Origin of the sequence: Escherichia sp. MOD1-EC4550, from assembly GCF_963876935.1 — a bacterium.
Taxonomy (GTDB): domain Bacteria; phylum Pseudomonadota; class Gammaproteobacteria; order Enterobacterales; family Enterobacteriaceae; genus Escherichia; species Escherichia coli_F.
The window spans coordinates 400,682-415,087 of record NZ_CAWNSE010000023.1 but is presented as its reverse complement, the minus strand read 5'-3'; the positions used below and the strand labels follow the sequence as shown (position 1 = coordinate 415,087).

Sequence of the window (14,406 nt, the reverse complement as noted above, 5' to 3'; positions counted from 1 at the left end):
GAATCTTTACACTACGCCTGCACGCAGTAAATCATGCATATGTAACACACCGAGTAAATGGTCGCCATCGGCAACCATCACGGAGGTGATATGGCGGGACTGCATTAAGTTCAGTGCCTCAACGGCCAGAATGCCAGGGCGTACACGTATTCCCCCCGGCGTCATCACATCGGCAATACTTAACTGACGAACATCCACACCCATATCGAAGACACGGCGTAAATCACCGTCGGTAAAGATGCCTTCAATCATCATATTGTCATCGCAAATGACCGTCATACCAAGATTTTTGCGGGTAACTTCCAGCAACGCGTCGCGCAGGCTGGCCGTTTTCTTAACATGCGGGATCTCATCGCCCGTATGCATAATATCGTTTACGCGCAGCAGAAGTTTACGACCCAGTGCGCCGCCGGGGTGTGAGAGCGCAAAATCTTCAGCAGTAAAGCCGCGTGCTTTTAACAGCGCGACAGCGAGCGCATCGCCCATAACCAGCGTGGCGGTCGTGCTGCTGGTCGGTGCCAGCCCTAACGGACAGGCTTCTTTCGCTACTTTAACACACAGATGCACATCTGCGGCGCGCGCCATGCTGCTCTCCGGGCGACCGGTGATGCAGATTAACGGCACGTGAAGACGCTTAAGCACTGGAATTAAGGCCGTGATTTCGCTGGATTCACCGGAGTTAGAGATAGCAATCACCACGTCCTGCGGGGTGACCATACCCAAATCACCATGAGCAGCTTCACCTGGATGGACGAAAAATGAAGGTGTACCAGTGCTGGCAAACGTTGCCGCCATTTTGCGCCCAATATGCCCCGATTTCCCCATCCCCATGACGACAACTTTCCCTTTACACCAGAACATCTTTTCACAGGCAAGCGTGAAATTCTGATTGATGTATTGATCAAGCTCCGCCAGGCATTCACGTTCAATCGCCAGGACTTCTTTACCTGCTTGCTGAAAGTCAAAACCCGGTTGTAACTCTACGTGCGACATAATGCGTTTCCAGTTATTCAACGAGTATTGGCGATAACCAGTACAACATCGCCAGCCATACGATAAATCCGCCAGTTAATAATACCCCTACACCACGGCCCGGTTGCGGGGAGCGCCGCCAGCACAGCAACGCAAAAATAATGCTCACCAGCAACATCACGCTGTAGTCACGACTGTACGCCAGTGGATCAATCTCTCCAGGCGTTATCAGCGCGGGTAAACCCAACACGATGACAATATTAAAAATGTTTGCGCCAATGATATTCCCGACAGCAATGTCGTTTTCACCTTTGCGAACCCCCGCGATTGCGGTTGCCAGTTCTGGCAGACTGGTTCCGATAGCGATTGCCGTCAGACCCATCGTCAACTCGCTGATGGCAAAGTAATTCGCCAGCACCGTGGCGTTATCAACCACCATCCGCGTGGCCACTGGCATGATGATCAGCGCAATGCCGAGCCATAAAAACGCGACGGGCAATCCGCCTTCACGCGGCAGCTCTGCAAGCTGCTCTCTGGTCAGGCTGTCAGTCCCCTGACGTTCAGCCAGACGTGCAAGTTTAACAATGAACAGCAGCCATAGCACAGCCAGAAAGAGGAGAAAGATACCATCGCTGCGACTAAGTTGTCCGTCATAGAGTACGGAACCGGCCACCACACTGACCAACAACATTAAGGGTAATTCGCGGCGCAGAACATCGGAATGGACGGTAAAAGGACGTACCAGCGCAGCCAGACCGAGGATCAGCAAAATATTGATAATGTTTGATCCGAGGGCTACACCAACGGCTAAATCGCGTTGTTCGTGCAGTGATGCGGCAAGCGAAACGATGATTTCTGGTAACGATGTGCCAATACTGACCACCGTCATGCCGATGATCAGTGGCGGTATGCCAAAGGATCGGCAAAGAATGGACGCGGCAAATACCAGGCGGTCGGCACTGTAAACGACCAAAAGTAAACCAACAATTAACAGTGCCGTAGCTAAAAGCATCTAACGTCCTTTCTTCAGGTATACTCGCCGGTCCGCTGAAGATTTTCAGAAAGCCGTAACGGATTCTTAATTTTGACTTTATGCGGCTAAAAAGTAAAACAAATGCCAGCTTTCGCTAACCACGGCGAGTAATATTCTGTAAATATGTTGGGTTCAAGGTTAAATTGAGCGCCATGCTTAGAAAATCAACGCAAGACGAAGGGTGAATTATGGAGCAGTCTGTGGCGAATTTAGTCGATATGCGCGATGTCAGTTTTACGCGTGGCAATCGCTGCATCTTCGATAATATTTCCCTGACCGTGCCGCGAGGGAAGATCACGGCGATCATGGGACCATCGGGCATCGGTAAAACGACGCTACTCCGTCTGATTGGCGGGCAAATCGCACCAGATCATGGTGAGATCCTTTTCGATGGTGAGAATATTCCGGCGATGTCTCGTTCGCGCCTGTATACAGTGCGCAAACGGATGAGCATGTTATTTCAGTCCGGGGCGTTGTTCACTGATATGAACGTATTTGACAACGTTGCCTATCCACTGCGCGAACATACCCAACTTCCCGCACCTTTATTGCATAGCACAGTGATGATGAAGCTGGAGGCCGTGGGGCTGCGCGGAGCGGCTAAACTGATGCCTTCTGAACTTTCCGGAGGGATGGCGCGGCGTGCAGCGCTGGCGCGAGCAATTGCGCTGGAGCCGGATCTCATCATGTTTGATGAACCCTTTGTTGGGCAAGATCCCATCACCATGGGCGTACTGGTGAAGCTGATTTCTGAGCTGAACAGCGCGCTGGGCGTGACTTGTGTGGTGGTTTCTCACGATGTGCCGGAAGTGTTAAGTATTGCGGATCACGCCTGGATCCTGGCGGACAAAAAAATTGTCGCTCATGGCAGCGCCCAGGCGTTGCAGGCGAATCCTGATCCGCGCGTACGTCAGTTTCTGGACGGGATAGCTGACGGGCCTGTTCCGTTCCGCTATCCTGCCGGCGATTATCACGCTGATCTTTTACCAGGGAGTTAAGCCACTCATGCTGTTAAATGCGCTGGCGTCGCTCGGACATAAAGGGATTAAAACCCTGAGAACGTTCGGGCGGGCCGGGTTAATGTTATTCAATGCGCTGGTCGGCAAACCGGAATTTCGCAAACATGCGCCGCTGCTGGTGCGCCAGCTCTATAATGTCGGCGTCCTGTCGATGCTGATTATTGTGGTTTCTGGCGTGTTCATCGGAATGGTGTTGGGGCTGCAAGGTTATCTGGTTCTGACCACTTATAGTGCGGAAACCAGTCTGGGTATGCTGGTGGCGTTATCGCTACTGCGTGAACTGGGGCCGGTGGTTGCCGCGTTGTTGTTTGCCGGGCGTGCTGGTTCGGCGCTAACCGCAGAAATCGGCCTGATGCGCGCTACAGAGCAACTCTCCAGTATGGAGATGATGGCGGTGGATCCGTTGCGTCGGGTTATTTCTCCCCGTTTCTGGGCTGGGGTTATTTCATTACCACTGTTGACGGTTATCTTCGTCGCCGTGGGGATCTGGGGCGGATCTCTGGTCGGCGTCAGTTGGAAAGGCATTGATAGCGGGTTCTTCTGGTCGGCAATGCAAAATGCCGTCGACTGGCGTATGGATCTGGTCAACTGTCTGATTAAGAGCGTGGTGTTCGCCATCACGGTGACGTGGATTTCGTTGTTTAACGGCTACGACGCCATCCCGACGTCTGCCGGGATTAGCCGGGCAACCACTCGCACCGTTGTCCACTCGTCTCTGGCTGTTCTGGGGCTGGATTTTGTGCTGACCGCATTGATGTTTGGGAATTGAGTTCATGCAAACGAAAAAAAATGAAATTTGGGTGGGTATCTTTTTATTAGCAGCACTGCTGGCGGCGCTGTTTGTTTGCCTGAAGGCGGCAAACGTGACGTCCATACGTACTGAACCGACCTATACGCTTTATGCGACGTTCGATAACATTGGCGGCCTGAAAGCGCGCTCTCCGGTCAGCATTGGTGGCGTTGTTGTGGGCCGGGTGGCGGATATTACGCTGGACCCGAAAACTTATCTGCCACGCGTAACGCTGGAAATTGAACAACGTTATAACCACATTCCTGATACCAGTTCGCTGAGCATCCGTACTTCCGGCCTGCTGGGGGAACAATATCTGGCATTAAACGTCGGTTTTGAAGACCCGGAACTGGGGACTGCTATCCTGAAGGATGGCGATACAATCCAGGACACTAAGTCTGCGATGGTGCTGGAAGATCTCATTGGTCAGTTCCTTTACGGTAGTAAAGGCGATGACAATAAGAATAGTGGCGATGCGCCAGCTGCTGCGCCAGGTAATAATGAAACCACTGAACCTGTGGGTACAACGAAATAATTTCAGGAGAACCGACGCATGTTTAAACGTTTAATGATGGTCGCTTTGCTGGTGATTGCACCGCTGAGTGCGGCAACCGCGGCAGACCAGACCAATCCGTATAAGCTGATGGACGAGGCGGCGCAGAAAACGTTCGATCGCCTGAAGAATGAGCAACCGCAAATTCGGGCTAACCCGGATTATCTGCGTACCATTGTTGATCAGGAACTGCTGCCATATGTACAGGTGAAATATGCCGGGGCTCTGGTTCTGGGCCAGTATTACAAGAGTGCGACTCCCGCCCAGCGTGATGCTTACTTTGCCGCTTTCCGTGAGTATCTGAAGCAGGCTTACGGTCAGGCATTGGCGATGTATCATGGTCAGACTTATCAGATCGCGCCAGAACAGCCTCTGGGTGATAAAACCATTGTGCCTATTCGCGTGACCATTATTGACCCGAATGGCCGCCCGCCGGTGCGTCTGGACTTCCAATGGCGTAAAAACTCCCAGACGGGCAACTGGCAGGCTTACGACATGATTGCAGAGGGTGTCAGCATGATCACCACCAAACAAAATGAGTGGGGGACGCTGCTGCGTACCAAAGGTATCGACGGCCTGACTGCGCAACTGAAATCGATTTCTCAACAGAAAATCACTCTGGAAGAGAAAAAGTAATGAGCGAGTCACTGAGCTGGATGCAGACGGGTGACACGCTGGCGTTATCCGGAGAGCTGGATCAGGACGTTCTGCTACCGCTTTGGGAAATGCGTGAGGAGGCGGTGAAGGGGATTACCTGCATCGATCTTAGCCGTGTATCCCGCGTTGATACAGGTGGACTGGCGCTGCTGCTCCATCTTATCGATCTGGCGAAAAAGCAGGGCAACAATGTGACGCTTCAGGGGGTAAACGACAAAGTGTATACCCTGGCGAAATTGTATAATTTGCCTGCTGATGTTCTGCCTCGTTAAATTTTTTCAGGCCGGATAAGGCGTTAACCGCCTGTCCGGCAAACCTGCCTGCAAGTTGAGCCTTGTCTGATTTATCAGCGAGGCTTTTTGCTTATTTATGCCAGCGCAACTTTGCTCTAAGATGTTTCGCTGGTTTATTAACTGATGATTGAAGATCCCATGGAAAATAATGAAATTCAGAGCGTGTTGATGAACGCTCTCTCCCTCCAGGAAGTCCACGTTTCCGGCGATGGCAGCCACTTTCAGGTTATTGCCGTGGGTGAGTTGTTTGACGGCATGAGTCGGGTTAAAAAACAGCAGACGGTCTATGGTCCGCTGATGGAATATATTGCGGATAACCGCATACATGCTGTGTCGATTAAAGCGTATACCCCTGCGGAGTGGGCGCGCGATCGCAAACTGAACGGCTTTTGAGCTATGGGCGATTCGCCGGTAGCGGATATGAATTGTTAACTGAGAACAAACTAAATGGATAAATTTCGTGTTCAGGGGCCAACGAAGCTCCAGGGCGAAGTCACAATTTCCGGCGCTAAAAATGCTGCTCTGCCTATCCTTTTTGCCGCACTACTGGCGGAAGAACCGGTAGAGATCCAGAACGTCCCGAAACTGAAAGACGTTGATACATCAATGAAGCTGCTAAGCCAGCTGGGTGCGAAAGTAGAGCGTAATGGTTCTGTGCATATTGATGCCCGCGAGGTTAATGTATTCTGCGCACCTTACGATCTGGTTAAAACCATGCGTGCCTCTATCTGGGCACTGGGGCCGCTGGTAGCGCGCTTTGGGCAGGGGCAAGTTTCACTGCCTGGCGGTTGTACGATCGGTGCGCGTCCGGTTGATCTACACATTTCTGGCCTCGAACAATTAGGCGCGACCATCAAACTGGAAGAAGGTTACGTTAAAGCTTCCGTCGACGGTCGTCTGAAAGGCGCACATATCGTGATGGATAAAGTCAGCGTTGGCGCAACGGTGACCATCATGTGTGCTGCAACCCTGGCGGAAGGCACCACGATTATTGAAAACGCAGCGCGTGAACCGGAAATCGTCGATACCGCGAACTTCCTGATTACGCTGGGTGCGAAAATTAGCGGTCAGGGCACCGATCGTATCATCATCGAAGGTGTGGAACGTTTAGGCGGCGGTGTCTATCGCGTGCTGCCGGATCGTATCGAAACCGGTACTTTCCTTGTGGCTGCGGCGATCTCTCGCGGCAAAATTATCTGCCGTAACGCACAGCCAGATACTCTTGACGCTGTGCTGGCGAAATTGCGTGACGCTGGAGCGGACATTGAAGTCGGCGAAGACTGGATTAGCCTGGATATGCATGGCAAACGGCCGAAAGCTGTTAACGTACGTACCGCGCCGCATCCGGCATTCCCGACCGATATGCAGGCCCAGTTCACACTGCTGAACCTGGTGGCAGAAGGCACCGGATTCATCACCGAAACGGTCTTTGAAAACCGCTTTATGCACGTACCAGAGCTGAGTCGTATGGGCGCGCATGCCGAAATTGAAAGTAATACCGTTATTTGTCACGGTGTGGAAAAACTTTCTGGCGCACAGGTTATGGCAACCGATCTACGTGCTTCAGCAAGCCTGGTGCTGGCTGGTTGTATTGCGGAAGGGACAACGGTGGTTGATCGTATTTATCACATCGATCGTGGCTACGAACGTATTGAAGACAAACTGCGCGCTTTAGGTGCAAATATTGAGCGTGTGAAAGGCGAGTAATCGTCCGAGAGCTGGCAGCCCCGTTCGCGGGGCTACCGCCAGACCACTCATTTTTTCGGTTTAGTGTAGCTACGCATCAACTGCGTTCTGTCGATAAACTCATGGGTCTGCGGATCATGGTAGCGTGATGGCCAGATAACCCAGGGGTCAGTTCCCAGGGCTTTCGCAATAATCATCTCTCCTTTCGGCCATGGGCGCGATAATGCGTTCGCCAGCGTTGAGGAACTCAAACCATTTCTACGAGATTCCGCCGCCATTGACGTTCCTTTCTTGCGTAAACCCGCAATGATGTCAGCGGGATGCCAGTCAATGAAATTACTTTCCATCTTTCCTCACTCCTTAAGTTAGTCGCTTTCATTCAGAACACTTCTTCTGTCGAGCATCACTATACTCCCGATGGCCTATTGCTCTAAAAAGTTCCTGTAAAGAGTGTGAATATTCAGAATATATAAAGATACATACACTGGTTTTTCAGGCGTTATTACGCTGAATAAGTGTTTTTATGGAACTTATTGGAATCATCCCGCGCACTGCGCGGGATGAGGGGGAGGGGATTAACGATCGCGTTGAACAGCGATGTGCGCGAGGCCGATGAGTGCTTCTCGCCACGGGGTGTCCGGGAGCACCTGTAACGCTGCGATGGCTTTGTCTGCTTCTTCCTCGGCACGCTGACGCGTCCATTCAAGAGAGCCACAAGCGTTCATTGCTTCCAGAACCGGTTCCAGAAGATGACGACCGTTACCCTGTTCGATGGCGGTACGAATCATCTGTGCCTGTTCTGGTGTGCCATGATGCATTGCATGCAGCAGCGGCAGCGTCGGTTTACCTTCGTTCAGATCGTCGCCGACGTTTTTACCTAACTGTTCGCCATCGGCATTGTAATCGAGTAAATCGTCGATCAACTGGAAAGCGGTGCCGAGATAACGCCCATAATCCTGCAGGCCTTTCTCCTCCTCCGGCGTACAGCCAGCCAGAATCCCGGAACACTGCGCGGCAGCCTCAAACAGACGCGCGGTTTTGCTATAGATAACGCGCATGTAGTTTTCTTCGGTGATGTCCGGATCGTTAACGTTCATCAGTTGCAGAACTTCACCTTCTGCGATGACGTTTACGGCTTCTGACATGACTTCCAGCACTTTGAGCGAACCGAGGCTGGTCATCATCTGGAACGCGCGGGTATAAATAAAATCGCCTACCAGCACACTGGCAGCATTGCCAAACGCAGCGTTGGCGGTAGCTTTACCCCTGCGCATATCTGATTCATCCACTACGTCGTCGTGTAGCAGAGTCGCCGTGTGGATAAATTCGATCAGGGCTGCAATGGTGACATGCGCATTTCCCTCATAGCCAACAGCTCGTGCAGCCAGTACAGCAATCATCGGACGAATACGTTTACCGCCGCCGCTGACGATGTAATAGCCTAACTGATTGATCAGTTGGACGTCGGAATTAAGCTGCTCAAGGATTGCCGCATTAACACCCGCCATATCTTGCGCGGTTAACTCATTGATTTTTTCTAAATTCATCGCAAAAGCCGGGCTTTTCGCCCCGATTACCTTACTGTGAACAAAGGCAACTTAGGGTTTATGGTTAGGAATATAGGGTGATTGTACTGAAAAAATGGCACAGATAAACGTTACCGTACAAGTTGTGTTTTTTTTCTTCGTGTATTGACTGTAGCACTTGTCAAAGGCGTGCGTTTTGCGTAATATTCGCGCCCTATTGTGAATATTTATAGCGCACTCTGAATCATTGAAAAGGTGTGCGCGGAAGCGGAGTTTTATATGTACGCGGTTTTCCAAAGTGGTGGTAAACAACACCGAGTAAGCGAAGGTCAGACCGTTCGCCTGGAAAAGCTGGACATCGCAACTGGCGAAACTGTTGAGTTCGCTGAAGTGCTGATGATCGCAAACGGTGAAGAAGTCAAAATCGGCGTTCCTTTCGTTGATGGCGGCGTAATCAAAGCTGAAGTTGTTGCTCACGGTCGTGGCGAGAAAGTTAAAATCGTTAAGTTTCGTCGTCGTAAACACTATCGTAAGCAGCAGGGCCATCGTCAGTGGTTCACTGATGTGAAAATTACTGGCATCAGCGCCTAAGACCTGAGGAGAGATTTCAAATGGCACATAAAAAGGCTGGCGGCTCCACACGTAACGGTCGCGATTCAGAAGCTAAACGCCTGGGCGTTAAGCGTTTCGGTGGCGAATCCGTTCTGGCGGGTAGCATCATCGTTCGTCAACGTGGTACCAAATTCCACGCAGGCGCTAACGTAGGTTGCGGTCGTGACCACACTCTGTTTGCTAAAGCAGACGGTAAAGTGAAATTCGAAGTTAAAGGCCCGAAAAACCGTAAATTTATCAGCATCGAAGCTGAATAAGTTTTTCGCGTCCCGGTAACGGATGAAAGCCCCGCAACACGTTGCGGGGCTTTTTACATTCGATAACCGGTAAAAATTCGCATCGTGCGGCGTTAACTCGCAAATGCGTTTTGTAGGGAATACGGTATGAAGCAGCAGGCAGGCATTGGCATTCTTTTGGCGCTCACCACAGCAATTTGCTGGGGGGCGTTGCCAATTGCAATGAAGCAGGTGCTGGAGGTGATGGAACCTCCGACAATCGTGTTTTACCGTTTCTTGATGGCGAGTATTGGCCTTGGTGCCATTCTTGCGGTGAAGAAGAGGTTGCCGCCATTACGCGTGTTTCGTAAGCCACGCTGGTTGATTTTGTTGGCAGTGGCGACCGCCGGGCTGTTTGGGAACTTCATCCTGTTCAGCTCATCCTTGCAATACCTGAGTCCGACCGCTTCGCAGGTGATTGGGCAACTCTCGCCAGTTGGCATGATGGTTGCCAGCGTATTTATCCTGAAAGAGAAAATGCGCAGCACCCAGGTAGTGGGGGCATTGATGCTCCTGAGCGGCCTGGTGATGTTTTTTAACACCAGTCTGGTTGAGATATTTACAAAGCTCACCGATTACACCTGGGGAGTTATCTTTGGGGTCGGTGCGGCGACGGTTTGGGTGAGTTATGGCGTAGCGCAGAAGGTTTTATTGCGTCGGCTGGCCTCACCGCAGATCCTGTTTTTGCTGTACACTTTATGTACAATTGCGCTCTTCCCTCTGGCAAATCCTGGAGTGATAGCGCAGCTTAGCCACTGGCAGCTCGCATGTTTAATTTTTTGCGGACTGAATACATTGGTAGGATATGGCGCCCTGGCGGAAGCGATGGCTCGCTGGCAGGCAGCGCAGGTGAGCGCGATCATCACGCTCACCCCACTGTTTACGCTGTTTTTTTCAGATCTTTTATCACTGGCCTGGCCCGATTTCTTCGCCAGACCGATGTTAAACCTTTTAGGTTATCTCGGTGCGTTTGTCGTGGTTGCGGGCGCGATGTATTCCGCCATTGGTCATCGTATTTGGGGCGGATTACGTAAGCATACAACGGTGGTATCGCAACCCCGCGCAGGCGAATGATTTACGGAGAATAAAATGAAGTTTGTTGATGAAGCATCGATTCTGGTCGTTGCAGGTGATGGCGGTAATGGTTGCGTGAGTTTCCGCCGCGAAAAATATATTCCGAAAGGCGGCCCGGATGGCGGCGACGGCGGTGACGGTGGTGACGTCTGGATGGAAGCCGACGAGAACCTGAACACGCTGATCGATTATCGTTTTGAAAAATCTTTCCGTGCAGAACGCGGTCAGAACGGCGCAAGCCGCGATTGTACCGGTAAGCGCGGTAAAGACGTCACGATTAAAGTGCCGGTAGGTACGCGTGTTATCGATCAGGGTACCGGTGAAACCATGGGCGATATGACCAAACACGGTCAGCGTCTGCTGGTTGCCAAGGGCGGCTGGCACGGTCTGGGCAATACCCGCTTCAAATCGTCCGTTAACCGTACGCCACGGCAGAAAACCAACGGTACGCCGGGCGATAAGCGCGAGCTGCTGCTGGAGCTGATGCTGCTGGCTGACGTCGGTATGCTGGGAATGCCGAATGCGGGTAAATCGACCTTTATCCGCGCGGTCTCGGCGGCTAAACCGAAAGTGGCGGATTATCCGTTTACCACTCTGGTACCGAGCCTGGGTGTGGTTCGTATGGATAACGAAAAGAGCTTCGTTGTTGCCGATATTCCAGGACTGATTGAAGGCGCTGCGGAAGGCGCAGGTCTGGGCATTCGCTTCCTGAAACACCTGGAACGTTGCCGCGTCTTGTTGCACCTCATCGATATCGATCCGATTGACGGTACCGATCCGGTTGAAAACGCGCGTATTATTATCAGCGAGCTGGAAAAATACAGCCAGGATTTGGCGGCAAAACCACGTTGGTTAGTCTTCAACAAGATCGACCTGCTGGATAAGGCAGAAGCTGAAGAGAAAGCCAAAGCGATCGCGGAGGCGCTGGGCTGGGAAGATAAATATTATCTGATCTCTGCGGCGAGCGGACTGGGCGTGAAAGATCTCTGCTGGGATGTGATGACTTTTATCATTGAAAACCCAGTTGTGCAGGCCGAAGAAGCGAAACAGCCAGAGAAAGTCGAATTCATGTGGGATGATTATCACCGTCAGCAGCTTGAAGAGATTGCTGAAGAGGATGATGAAGACTGGGATGACGACTGGGACGAAGACGACGAAGAAGGCGTTGAGTTCATTTACAAGCGTTAATCAGCTAAACCCCGGCCATGTGCCGGGGTTTCTCTTTAGACTAATTATTCTGATAAATATCTTTATACAAACGGCTTTCAAAACGCACTAACGGAATGCGGCGATTACGCTGATCCGCGGGTTCTACCGCATAGCCAGAAAGATATTGTACAAACGCCATTCGTTGCCCGCTCGCTGTGGTAATGAATCCCGCCAGGTTATATACCCCCTGCAAAGAGCCGGTTTTTGCTGAGACCTTTCCGTCCACGCCAGCCTGATGCAGGCCCGCACGGTACTGCAAAGAGCCGTCATAGCCTGCCAGCGGCAGCATAGAGATAAAGTTAAGTTCATTGTCATGTTGGGCAATGTATTGCAGCACCTGCATCATGGTGGCAGGTGCAATCAGGTTATGCCGCGAAAGCCCTGAACCATCGGCAATAATCGTGTTACCAATATCGATACCAGCTTGCTGACGCAGGATCTGACGTACGGCATCCGATCCGGCCCGCCATGTTCCGGGCACATTGAAGCGCGCATGGCCTATCATGCGGAAAACCGTATCGGCAATCATGTTGTCTGACTTTTTCAGCATAATCTTAAGCAGATCGTGCAACGGGGCCGACTGTTTACTGGCAACTACCGTTCCGGGTTCATTAACCTGAGTCTGGCGCAGCAGTGTTCCGCTCCAGGTGATACCTGCCTGTTTTAACTCATCTTTCAGAATTGCACCGGCATAGCTGGCTCCATCCTGTATGGCAAAAGCCAACGGGAGCGGCTCAGAACGTTGTGGCAGGCATCCGGTCAGCGTAAAGCGGTTCAGGTCGCCTGGCACCACATCCAGCTCGCAATATTGCGCTTCGGCAGAACCACGGGGGAGGGTGCGTACCTGGCTGAACATCGTAACAGGGTAATAAGATGCCACGCGTATAAAGGCCATATCACCGGGTTTTTGGGCACTGTAGAGCGAGACGGAGAAACAGTTGCGGTCAACTATGGCGGCGGCAGGCGGAGCGCTAAAGCATTGTGTCATGTCATTCCACGGCCAGCCGGGGGCTTTATCGTGGCTGGCAAAAATGGAGGTGTCTATCAACACATTACCATCAATTTGGTTGACGCCAGATTTTTTCAAAGTCGTGACCATATTGCGAATATCCTGACGTTTTAACGTCGGATCGGCACCAAATCGCGCCACTAAGTCACCCTTGAGTACGCCGTTTTCCACATTGCCTTTGGTTTCAAGCGTAGTGGTAAAACGAAAATCGGGGCCGAGTTGAATCAACGCCGCCAGCGCAGTAATCACTTTCTGCGTACTGGCGGGCAGCGCCATCTGCTGACTGTGGTAATCAATAGCGGGGGCCGATGCGCCGACTTTTTGCACCATCAGGGCAAGGTTGGCACCAGCGGGGAGTTGAGTAATGTACTCATCAACATTCGCGGCCTGAACACTGAACGCTATACAGCTGGTCAATCCGATGATAAATCTGGAAAATCGCATAATCTCGCGCTAACAACCTGGAATCGAGCCGTCATACTACGGCGCAACGCCCTATAAAGTAAACGATGACCCTGCGGGAACTTCAGGGTAAAATGACTATCAAAATGTGAATTGCAGCTGACCTGGGACTTGTACCCGGGTCGGTATTTTTTTGCTTCTGGTCCCGGTGAGGAGTTATGCCGGGCAGGCCGAACAGCTGGGGTGGGTGGAGACTCGCCCCATCAGGAATATTCAAGAGGTATAACAAATGCAAGCTATTCCGATGACCTTACGCGGCGCTGAAAAATTACGCGAAGAGCTGGATTTTCTGAAATCTGTGCGCCGTCCTGAAATTATTGCTGCTATCGCGGAAGCGCGCGAGCATGGCGACCTGAAAGAAAACGCCGAATACCACGCAGCTCGTGAACAGCAGGGTTTCTGCGAAGGTCGTATCAAAGATATTGAAGCCAAACTGTCAAACGCCCAGGTGATTGATGTCACCAAAATGCCTAACAATGGGCGCGTTATTTTTGGTGCTACCGTAACGGTGTTGAATCTGGATTCTGACGAAGAGCAGACTTATCGCATCGTTGGCGATGACGAAGCTGACTTTAAACAGAACCTGATTTCTGTAAACTCGCCTATTGCCCGTGGCCTGATCGGCAAAGAAGAAGATGATGTTGTGGTCATCAAAACGCCGGGTGGCGAAGTAGAATTTGAAGTAATTAAGGTGGAATACCTGTAAGAATTACCCAATACTCAAGATGTTGATGTATTGTAAAGAAAGGAAAAAGGCCGCTATGCGGCCTTTTATCAACGAACAGAGCGTGGCATTTTGCTCTCCTGCCTGCGGAAAACCCCTCGTTTTACACAGCAAATGTGTGTAACTTTAGGATAATCTTAGCGCGGCAGCGAGATTTTACGTTCTTTAGTTGGGCGATAAAGCACCAGCGTTTTACCGATGACCTGTACATTACAGGCGCCGGTTTCGCGCACGATAGCTTCCACGATCAAGGTTTTAGTTTCGCGATCTTCGGTGGCGATTTTCACCTTGATGAGTTCATGGTGCTCTAACGCTTGTTCAATCTCGGCCAGCACCCCTTCGGTCAAACCATTACTGCCAAGCAGAACAACTGGCTTGAGCGGATGTGCCAGACCTTTCAGGTGCTGTTTTTGTTTAGTACTCAGATTCATCGTATTTTTTGCTTACGTTGGGATTGAAAACGGGTCATTCTACCGCCATCTCCCATATATCACCAAATAGGCGCGTAAAAA

18 protein-coding genes are annotated in these 14,406 nt (G+C 51.4%); 12 read left to right on the top strand and 6 right to left on the bottom strand.

The window, feature by feature from the left end; all coding sequences use genetic code 11:
* Positions 1–6: 6 nt before the first annotated feature.
* Together kdsD and AACU19_RS18150 are read right to left on the bottom strand one after the other, a co-directional pair.
* Positions 7–993: an arabinose-5-phosphate isomerase KdsD gene (gene kdsD, locus AACU19_RS18155; protein ID WP_001295557.1), complete on the bottom strand. Its 987-nt coding sequence runs from the start codon at positions 991–993 to the stop codon at positions 7–9.
* A gap of 13 nt (positions 994–1,006) precedes the next feature.
* A complete protein-coding gene (locus AACU19_RS18150) occupies positions 1,007–1,984 on the bottom strand; it encodes a calcium/sodium antiporter (protein ID WP_032185194.1) in 978 nt (325 codons plus the stop codon).
* Positions 1,985–2,193: 209 nt separating this feature from the next.
* Here AACU19_RS18150 and mlaF point away from each other — a divergent pair, with 209 nt between their 5' ends.
* From mlaF to murA, 7 genes are all read left to right on the top strand, one after another.
* The gene (gene mlaF / locus AACU19_RS18145; protein WP_000438245.1) at positions 2,194–3,003 is read left to right on the top strand and encodes a phospholipid ABC transporter ATP-binding protein MlaF; all 810 of its coding nucleotides are present in this window, start codon (positions 2,194–2,196) and stop codon (positions 3,001–3,003) included.
* A 7-nt stretch (positions 3,004–3,010) separates the two neighbouring features.
* The gene (mlaE, locus tag AACU19_RS18140) at positions 3,011–3,793 is read left to right on the top strand and encodes a lipid asymmetry maintenance ABC transporter permease subunit MlaE (RefSeq protein ID WP_000925795.1); all 783 of its coding nucleotides are present in this window, start codon (positions 3,011–3,013) and stop codon (positions 3,791–3,793) included.
* Between the two features lie 4 nt (positions 3,794–3,797).
* Positions 3,798–4,349: an outer membrane lipid asymmetry maintenance protein MlaD gene (gene mlaD, locus AACU19_RS18135; RefSeq protein ID WP_001296448.1), complete on the top strand. Its 552-nt coding sequence runs from the start codon at positions 3,798–3,800 to the stop codon at positions 4,347–4,349.
* 18 nt (positions 4,350–4,367) lie between these two features.
* The gene (gene mlaC, locus AACU19_RS18130) at positions 4,368–5,003 is read left to right on the top strand and encodes a phospholipid-binding protein MlaC (protein ID WP_000476484.1); all 636 of its coding nucleotides are present in this window, start codon (positions 4,368–4,370) and stop codon (positions 5,001–5,003) included.
* Positions 5,003–5,296 (top strand): lipid asymmetry maintenance protein MlaB, encoded by a 294-nt coding sequence (gene mlaB / locus AACU19_RS18125; RefSeq protein ID WP_000004488.1) that lies wholly within the window; start codon positions 5,003–5,005, stop codon positions 5,294–5,296. The genes mlaC and mlaB overlap by 1 nt, the downstream gene beginning before the upstream one ends.
* Positions 5,297–5,455: 159 nt before the next feature.
* Positions 5,456–5,710: a BolA family iron metabolism protein IbaG gene (ibaG, locus tag AACU19_RS18120; protein WP_000429656.1), complete on the top strand. Its 255-nt coding sequence runs from the start codon at positions 5,456–5,458 to the stop codon at positions 5,708–5,710.
* A gap of 54 nt (positions 5,711–5,764) precedes the next feature.
* Positions 5,765–7,024: a UDP-N-acetylglucosamine 1-carboxyvinyltransferase gene (murA, locus tag AACU19_RS18115; RefSeq protein WP_000357278.1), complete on the top strand. Its 1,260-nt coding sequence runs from the start codon at positions 5,765–5,767 to the stop codon at positions 7,022–7,024.
* A gap of 47 nt (positions 7,025–7,071) precedes the next feature.
* Here the strand turns inward: murA and sfsB are convergent, their stop codons facing one another.
* Entirely contained in the window at positions 7,072–7,350 is a 279-nt protein-coding gene (gene sfsB / locus AACU19_RS18110; protein WP_000445413.1) for a DNA-binding transcriptional regulator SfsB, read from the bottom strand.
* Between the two features lie 228 nt (positions 7,351–7,578).
* On the bottom strand, positions 7,579–8,550 hold the full coding sequence (gene ispB / locus AACU19_RS18105; RefSeq protein ID WP_001047336.1) for an octaprenyl diphosphate synthase: 972 nt from the start codon (positions 8,548–8,550) through the stop codon (positions 7,579–7,581).
* A gap of 258 nt (positions 8,551–8,808) precedes the next feature.
* Between ispB and rplU the strand changes: the two genes are divergently transcribed.
* From rplU to cgtA, 4 genes are all read left to right on the top strand, one after another.
* Complete coding sequence (gene rplU, locus AACU19_RS18100; protein WP_000271401.1) at positions 8,809–9,120, top strand: 50S ribosomal protein L21; 312 nt, start codon at positions 8,809–8,811, stop codon at positions 9,118–9,120.
* Positions 9,121–9,140: 20 nt separating this feature from the next.
* Entirely contained in the window at positions 9,141–9,398 is a 258-nt protein-coding gene (gene rpmA, locus AACU19_RS18095) for a 50S ribosomal protein L27 (protein WP_000940595.1), read from the top strand.
* 126 nt (positions 9,399–9,524) lie between these two features.
* The gene (locus AACU19_RS18090; RefSeq protein ID WP_000813040.1) at positions 9,525–10,490 is read left to right on the top strand and encodes a DMT family transporter; all 966 of its coding nucleotides are present in this window, start codon (positions 9,525–9,527) and stop codon (positions 10,488–10,490) included.
* A 15-nt stretch (positions 10,491–10,505) separates the two neighbouring features.
* Positions 10,506–11,678 (top strand): Obg family GTPase CgtA, encoded by a 1,173-nt coding sequence (gene cgtA / locus AACU19_RS18085; protein ID WP_000673561.1) that lies wholly within the window; start codon positions 10,506–10,508, stop codon positions 11,676–11,678.
* A gap of 40 nt (positions 11,679–11,718) precedes the next feature.
* On the opposite strand, the gene dacB is transcribed toward cgtA, so the two are convergent.
* On the bottom strand, positions 11,719–13,152 hold the full coding sequence (gene dacB / locus AACU19_RS18080) for a serine-type D-Ala-D-Ala carboxypeptidase (protein WP_001212632.1): 1,434 nt from the start codon (positions 13,150–13,152) through the stop codon (positions 11,719–11,721).
* Positions 13,153–13,399: 247 nt separating this feature from the next.
* Between dacB and greA the strand changes: the two genes are divergently transcribed.
* The gene (gene greA, locus AACU19_RS18075; RefSeq protein WP_001148001.1) at positions 13,400–13,876 is read left to right on the top strand and encodes a transcription elongation factor GreA; all 477 of its coding nucleotides are present in this window, start codon (positions 13,400–13,402) and stop codon (positions 13,874–13,876) included.
* Positions 13,877–14,031: 155 nt separating this feature from the next.
* Here greA and yhbY read toward each other — a convergent pair whose 3' ends face one another.
* Positions 14,032–14,325, bottom strand: coding sequence for a ribosome assembly RNA-binding protein YhbY (gene yhbY / locus AACU19_RS18070; RefSeq protein WP_001054420.1), 294 nt, complete (start codon positions 14,323–14,325; stop codon positions 14,032–14,034).
* Positions 14,326–14,406: the final 81 nt, after the last annotated feature.